Here is a 7,535-nt window from a genome sequence, read left to right on the forward strand (position 1 = left end):
GAACCCACCGTCGCGCCGCCCGTCGCGCGCGCGGGCGAACCCACCGTCGCGCCGCCCGTCGCGGGCGCCGGCGAGCCGACCGTCGCGCCCACCGGCGAGACCCGGGGCGACACCTGCCACATCGACGTCGTCGACCGGTGGGGGAACATGATCTCCGCCACCCCTTCCGGCGGCTGGCTGCAGTCCTCGCCCACCATCCCGAAGCTCGGCTTCTGCCTCGGCACCCGGCTGCAGATGACCTGGCTGGAGGCCGGGGCGCCGTCGACCCTGGCCCCGGGCAAGCGCCCGCGCACGACCCTGACCCCGACCCTCGTGCTCCGGGACGGCAAGCCCGTCGCGGCCGTCGGCTCCCCCGGCGGCGACCAGCAGGACCAGTGGCAACTGCTCTACCTGCTGCGCACGATCGTCGGCGGCTACTCCCCGCAGCAGGCGATCGACGCGCCCGCGTTTCACACGACCTCCGTGCCGGAGTCGTTCTGGCCGCGCACCTGGACCCCCGGCGGCGCCGTCGTCGAGGACCGCCTCGGCGACGAGGTCATCGCCGAGCTCGAGCGCCGCGGCCACCGCGTCACCCGGGCCGGCGACTGGTCGCTCGGCCGCCTGTCCGCGGTCACCAGCGACCCGCGCACCGGCCTGCTCGGCGCCGCCGCCAACCCCCGCGGCGCCCAGGGCTACGCGGCCGGCCGGTAGCGTGGCATCCGTCACCCCAACCGGCGCCTCACCCTCCCTGCCCAATTCGACGGACATTTTGGGCGGATCGGGCCTATCGAGGCCCGAAAACCCGATTCGTCGCAAAACCACCGTCGAATTCGCATAAGAACACAGGTAACGACCGATATCGAAGGAGCAACCCCGTGACCTCAATCCTGCTGACCGGGTTCGAACCGTTCGACGGCGAAACCGTCAACCCCTCCTGGCAGGCGGTGCTGCGCGCGCAGGCGCTCTGGGACGGGCCCGAAGACGTGCACATCGCCGAGATCCCGGTCGACTTCGAGGCCTGCGACCGGGCCCTCGCGGAGGCGCTCGACCGTTTCCGGCCCGACCTTGTGATCGCGGTCGGCCAGGCCGGCGGGCGCCCCGGGATCTCGCTCGAACGCGTCGCGATCAACATCGACGACGCCCGGATCCCCGACAACGCCGGCTTCCAGCCCGTCGACGCGGCGATCGCGCCCGACGGGCCTGCCGCCTACTTCAGCACGCTGCCGATCAAGGCCTGCGTCGAGGCGCTCGGCCAGGCGGGCATCCCGGCATCCGTGTCGCAAACAGCGGGCACCTACACCTGCAACCACATCTTCTACCGGCTCATGCACACCCTGCAGGCCGACCGCCCGGATGCCCGCGGCGGCTTCGTGCACATCCCGTACGCCCCCGGCCAGGCTGCCGGCGGCGACCAGCCGAGCATGTCCGTGGAGCTGGCCACCCTCGCGCTGCTGGCCATCGTGCGGACCAGCCTCGACGCGACGGCGGACGTACGCGCCCCGGGCGGCGCGCTGCACTGACCCTGCCCAGCCCAGCCCAGCCCAGCCCAGGTTGAGTCGCGGACACAGTACCTTCCCGGGCGAAATGAAGGGTGTTTGTCCGCAACTCAGCGGGTCTCGCCGCGCGACAGGCGTCACGCTCGGCCCAGGCCTGGCAGCGCCCGGCCCGCGACTGCGACACACTGATCTCATGGCTATCGACGGATCTCGCTGAGCATGGGAGCGGAAACGGCCCACCCCTCGCGCGTCGACGCCGAGGATGTCGCCCGGGGGCTCGAGGTCGACCCCGCCGTGGGCCTGGGCGTCGCCGAGGCCGCCCGACGCCTGGAGCGCGACGGCCCGAACGAGCTCCGCGGGATCCCGCCCGTGCCGATCTGGCGCAAGATCCTCGCCCAGTTCCACGATCCGCTGGTCTACCTGCTGCTCGTCGCGGTGGCGGTCTCCATCGGCGCGTGGCTCTTCGAGCGGGCCGACGGGTCCGACTCCTGGCCGATCGACGCGATCGTCATCGCCGCGATCGTCGTGCTGAACGCCGTGCTCGGCTTCGTGCAGGAGGCCCGCGCCGGCGATGCGGTCGCCGCGCTCTCGACGATGACGGCGGCATCCTCCACCGTGCTGCGCAGCGGCGAACTCGCCACCGTGCCGAGCGCCGACCTCGTGCGCGGCGACGTGCTCGTGCTCGGGGAGGGCGACCATGTGGGGGCGGATGCCCGGCTCCTGTCGGAGAGCGCGCTGCGGGTCGCCGAGGCCTCACTCACCGGCGAAAGCGAGGCGGTCGGCAAGCGCCCGGACACCCTGCCCGGCGCAGCGCAACTGGGCGACCGGCTGAACATGGTCTTCAAGGGCACCTCGGTCGTCGAGGGCGTCGGCCGGGCCGTCGTGACGGGCACGGGCATGGACACCGAGGTCGGCGCGATCGCGACGATGCTCGACGCGACGCCCGCCCACGTCACTCCGCTGCAGAGGGAGCTCGAGCGCATCAGCCGCACCCTGGGCCTGGTCGTCATCGGCATCGCCCTCGTCGTGATGCTCACGATCGTGCTCGCGCAGGGCGTCTCCACGCCGGCCGACTACGTCACCGTGTTCCTGCTCGGCATCTCGCTCGCCGTCGCGGCCGTGCCCGAGGGGCTGCCGGCCATCCTGTCGGTCGTGCTCTCGATCGGGGTGCAGCGGATGGCCAGGCGGAACGCTGTGGTCAAGAACCTCAAGTCCGTGGAGACGCTCGGGGCGGCATCCGTCATCTGCGCCGACAAGACGGGCACGCTGACGAAGAACGAGATGACGATCGAGCGGGTGCTGACCGCGTCCGGCGAGGCCCGGGTGACCGGCGTGGGCTATCGGCCGGAGGGCGAGGTGCTGGATGCCGATGGCCGGCCCCTCGGCGGCGCGGACCGCGGCGACCCGGACCTCGGCGGCGCTGACCTCGGCGGCGCTGACCGCGGCGACCCGGACCTCAGCGACCCGGACCTCAGCGACCCGGCCTTGCACGCCGAGGTGCTGCGGACGCTCGGCATCGGCTCGCTGGCCGGGAACGCCCAGCTGCTCGAGCACGACGGCGTGTGGGAGATCCAGGGCGATCCCACCGAGGCCGCCTTCCTCGTCGCCGCGGGCAAGCTCGTCGGCACGAACGGCCGGGTCGCCCGGTTCGGCCGCCGCGGCGAGGTGCCGTTCACCTCGGACCGCAAGATGATGTCGACCCTGCACGAGGAGAAGGCGGACGGCAGCCTGCGGATCTTCAGCAAGGGCGCGCCGGATGTGCTGCTCGAGCGCTGCAACCGCATCCAGGTCGGCGAGGCGGTCGTTCCCCTCGACGAGCAGCGCCGGCGGCGAGCGCACGAGGACGTCCGGGCGCTCTCCGCGCAGGCCTTCCGCACCCTCGGCGTCGCGTACAGCCACGTCGATCCGGGCAGCACGCCGATCGACGAGTCACACGAGCACGACCTGATCTACACCGGAGTCGTCGGCATCATCGACCCGCCGCGCGACGAGGCCACCGCCGCGATCGCCGAGGCGCACCGCGCCGGCGTGCGGGTGATCATGATCACGGGCGACCACCCGGGCACGGCCGCGCGCATCGCGAGCGACCTCGGCATTGTGCCGCCGGGATCGACGGCCATCTCGGGGCTGGAACTCGACCGCCTCGATGAGCCGGGGCTGGCGGATGCCGTGCGCCGGGCATCCGTCTTCGCCCGCGTCTCCCCGCGCCACAAGCTGCGCATCATCGACGCCCTGCAGGCGAACGGGCAGATCGTCGCGATGACCGGGGACGGGGTGAACGACGCCCCCGCGCTGAAGTCGGCGGACATCGGCGTGGCCATGGGCATCACCGGGACGGCGGTGACCAAAGAGGCCGCCACGATGATCCTCGCCGACGACAACTTCGCCACGATCGTCGTGGCCGTGCGGCAGGGCCGGGTGATCTTCGACAACATCCGGAAGTTCCTGCGCTACCTGCTCTCCTCGAACATGGGCGAGGTGCTGACCGTGTTCCTCGGCGTGCTGTTCGCCGGGGCGCTCGGCCTGTCCGGCGCGAGCGACGAGGCCGTGGTGCTGCCGCTGCTGGTCACCCAGATCCTCTGGATCAACCTCGTCACCGACTCGGGCCCCGCCCTGGCGATGGGCGTCGACCCGGAGATCGACGACGTGATGGCGCGGCCGCCACGCGGGCTGACCGACCCGGCCGTCGACGCGCGCATGTGGCTCGGCATCCTCTCGACCGGCGTGGTGATGGCCATCGTGACCCTCGCGACGATCGACCTGTTCCTGCCCGGCGGGCTGCTGCCCGGCGACGACAGCCTCGCCGTCGCCCGCACGGCCGGCTTCACGACGCTCGTTTTCGCGCAGCTCTTCAATGCGTTCAACGCCCGATCCGAGACGAGCAGCGCGTTCCGCCGGCTCTTCGTCAACCGGTGGCTGTGGGGCGCGATTGCGCTGACCGTGCTGCTGCAGGTGGCCGTGGTGCAGCTCCCCTTCCTGCAGGTCGCGTTCGGCACCGCCCGGCTGGATGCCGTGCACTGGCTGATCTGCGTGGCCATGGCCTCCGGGGTCCTCTGGGTCGAGGAGCTGCGGAAGGTCGTGCTGCGGGGGCTGGATCGCGCCTGAGCGCTGCGCGTCGCGCGATGCGCGATGCGCGATGCGCGATGCGCGATGCGCGATGCGCGATGCGCGATTGAGTCGCGGACAAAGTACCTTCGTTCGCGCTGGGAAGGTACTTTGTCCGCAACTGAACCCGGGCCTGAGCGGGCGGCGGGGCCTACGCGACGGGCTCGACCAGGGTGATGAACGCGCTGAGCTCCGCGACGCCGGCCGGGGTCACCGGCAGGTAGTCGGTGAGCGCGGGCGAGTAGACGAGGTAGGCCGCCCACTTGGCCCGAGAGATCGCGACATTCAAGCGGTTCTTCATGATCAGGAAGGACATGCCCCGGGGCACGTCGTCGGCCGAGGATGCCGCCAGGGTCACGATCGCGATGGCCGCCTCCTTGCCCTGGAACTTGTCCACGGTGCCCACGCGCACGTGCGAGTAGCCGGCCGCGGCCAGGGCGGCCCGCACTGTGCCCAGCTGCGCGTTGTACGGCGTGACGACGATCATGTCGTCCTCGGCGATGGGCTCGTCGAAGCGGTCCTCGGTCGGGTCCGTCCACAGCGTGCCGAGCAGGGAGCGCACGAGCGCCACCACCTCGGCGGCTTCCTCGGGCGATTCAACCGAGTTTCCGACGTGCCGCACCGACACAATGTGCAGGCCGGGTTCGACGCCCTCGAGCGACCGCGTGGCGGCGACCGGATGCGACCGCAGCTTCCCCTCATACGACAGGCGCGACACCGGCGCGGTCACCGCGGGGTGCATCCGGCGGCTCTCGGCGAGGAAGTAGCCGAGCTCGCCCGGCAGCACGTCGTGCCCGGCGCTCACCCAGCCGAGCGCCGACTGGTCGATCGGTTCGGGGTGCGTGCCCTGGCTCACCTGCGGCAGCTGCTGCGGGTCGCCGAGGAGCATCAGGTTCCTCGCGCCGACGCTGGCCGCGATGGTCGAGGCGAGACTGAACTGGCCGGCCTCGTCGACGACCAGCAGGTCGAGGCTGCGGCGGGGAATCCGGGCGGGATTGCTCAGGTCCCAGGCTGTGCCGCCGACGACGAAGCCCGTGGCGGCGTTGTCGAGGCCGAAGAGGAGCTGTCCGTCCTTGGCCAGGACAGTGAACGCGGCATCCTCGGCCGCGCCCGGCGAGCTGCCGGCCTGGGCGACCTTGCCGACCAGGCTCGGGTCGAGGCCGGCCTTGACGATGGCATCCAGCAGGGTCTCGACGACCGCGTGCGACTGGGCGACGACGCCGATCTTCCAGCGGTGCTTCCGCACGAGGGCGGCGATGACGTGGGCGCCGAGGTAGGTCTTGCCGGTGCCGGGCGGTCCCTGCACGGCGAGGTAGGAGTTGTCGAGGTCGAGCAGGCTCGCCACGACCGCGTCGATCCGGTCCCGGCCGTGCTCATCGGACGGGGCCACCGGCGCGAGCGCGCCCGAGCGGGTGCGCGGCGGGACGCGGCGCAGGATGTCGACCATCGGGTCGTCCGGCCAGCCCGGCTGGGCGTCGACGATGGCCTGCGCCCACTCGTCGATCGCGGGCTTCTGGCTGCCCGCCTTGGGCGGTGACGCGGGGGCCAACGCCATCGGCCGGTGCGTGTAGGGCTCGACGTCCTTGCCGAGGGTCTCCTCGACGAGGACGCTGCCGTCGTCGTCGACCGCGAGGATCTTCACCGGCTTGGCGCACCGGGAGCCCGCGTCGGCCGTGGGGTCGAGGAAGGGCCCCGGGTAGTCGTAGAGCAGGAAGGGTCCGGCCTGGTCGCCCGGTTTGACGCTGCTGCCCGGCGCCCACTGCCCGCGCAGCCAGAGCTCACGCCGGTCGACGCGCTGGCCGCCCTCTCGGTACCAGTCCCGCTCCACCCGAACGTCGTGGACCTCGAGCACGTCCCGGGTGTCCCGCCACACCTCGATCGGCTGCGCGAGGCGGGCGAAGTGGCCCCACCAGAAGCTCTTCTGCTCCCGGCGGTGGTAGTCGATCGCGGCGGCCGCGAACGCCGCCGCCGTGTGCTCGGCGTCACGACCCTGGTCGAGCGGATCGCCGGCGAGCTCGAGCAGCGCCTCCCGGAGCGGCGACGGCTCGAGCTCGGTGACGTCCCTCTCGGGCTGCATCGCCCCGATCGGGATGCCGCGCTCGGCCGCCCGGGCGAGCAGCCAGTCGCGCAGGCGCAGCGTGGATACGCAGTCGTAACGGTTGTAGTCGGCAATGGAGTCGAGCATCCGTTGCCCCTCGGCGGCATCGCCGGTGACCTGCTCTTCCCGGGCGACAACGTACGCGGTGATCGAGTCCGCCGCGTTCGTGACGCCCTCCGCGTCGCGGATGTCGTCGCCCATGTAGAGCGGCTCGAGCTTCTTGATCGAGTAGGAGTGCGAGCCGACCCGGATGGCCTTCTTCACCACGGGATAGAGGTCGACGAGCACGTTGTCGCGCAGCAGCTGGTCGACCTCGTCTTCGCCCACGCCGTGCCGGGCGGCGATGTTCAGCAGGTGCGTGCGCTCGTAGGAGGCGTAGTGGTACACGTGCATGCCCGGGAATTCGGCGCGGCGGGCGCCGAGGTAGTCGAGGAAGCCGCGAAGCGCGACCCGTTCTTCGGCCCAGCTGTGCGCCCAGAACGCGCGGAAGGTGTCGTCGGGCTCGACGAGCCCGAAGAGGTAGTCGAGTCCCCAGCTCTCGCCGGCGCCCTCGGTGTAGAGCGGGTCACCCTCGAAGTCGAAGAAGATGTCGCCCGGGTTCGGCTCGGGCAGCACGGCCAGGGCCGACGGGTTGTAGACCTCGATCGGCGGCGGCGCGCCCGGGACCGCGCTGACCTGAAGGCGCGCCTGGGACCGCAGGGCGGCGAGGGTGCTGTCGGCGATGCCGGGGATCTCGCTGGTCGGGCTGGGCTGTCCGGGCGGGGCGGGCGCTGCGGGCGCGCTGGCCGTGCCGGGCGTGCCGGGTGCTGCGGATGTGGCGGGCGTGCTGGCCGTGCCGGGCGAGCCTGCCTCGGCGC

4 protein-coding genes are annotated in these 7,535 nt (G+C 72.1%); 3 read left to right on the forward strand and 1 reads right to left on the reverse strand.

What is annotated here, in order from left to right:
* From E3O23_RS05165 to E3O23_RS05175, 3 genes are all read left to right on the forward strand, one after another.
* The coding region (locus tag E3O23_RS05165; RefSeq protein ID WP_174776598.1) for a gamma-glutamyltransferase at positions 1-690 on the forward strand (690 nt) is incomplete at its 5' end.
* A gap of 164 nt (positions 691-854) precedes the next feature.
* Entirely contained in the window at positions 855-1,499 is a 645-nt protein-coding gene (gene pcp, locus E3O23_RS05170; RefSeq protein WP_134488834.1) for a pyroglutamyl-peptidase I, read from the forward strand.
* Between the two features lie 195 nt (positions 1,500-1,694).
* Positions 1,695-4,580 (forward strand): cation-translocating P-type ATPase, encoded by a 2,886-nt coding sequence (locus tag E3O23_RS05175; protein WP_134488836.1) that lies wholly within the window; start codon positions 1,695-1,697, stop codon positions 4,578-4,580.
* A 151-nt stretch (positions 4,581-4,731) separates the two neighbouring features.
* Here E3O23_RS05175 and E3O23_RS05180 read toward each other — a convergent pair.
* Positions 4,732-7,535: TM0106 family RecB-like putative nuclease (locus E3O23_RS05180; RefSeq protein ID WP_134488838.1), on the reverse strand; the 2,804-nt coding region annotated here is incomplete at its 5' end.

The organism is Cryobacterium tagatosivorans (genome assembly GCF_004402215.1).
GTDB classification, from domain to species: domain Bacteria; phylum Actinomycetota; class Actinomycetes; order Actinomycetales; family Microbacteriaceae; genus Cryobacterium; species Cryobacterium tagatosivorans.

What these genes read in the sequence shown, in the direction of transcription:
- E3O23_RS05175 (WP_134488836.1), top strand. Translation starts at nt 1,695, where the DNA reads ATGGGAGCGGAAACGGCCCACCCCTCGCGCGTCGACGCCGAGGATGTC.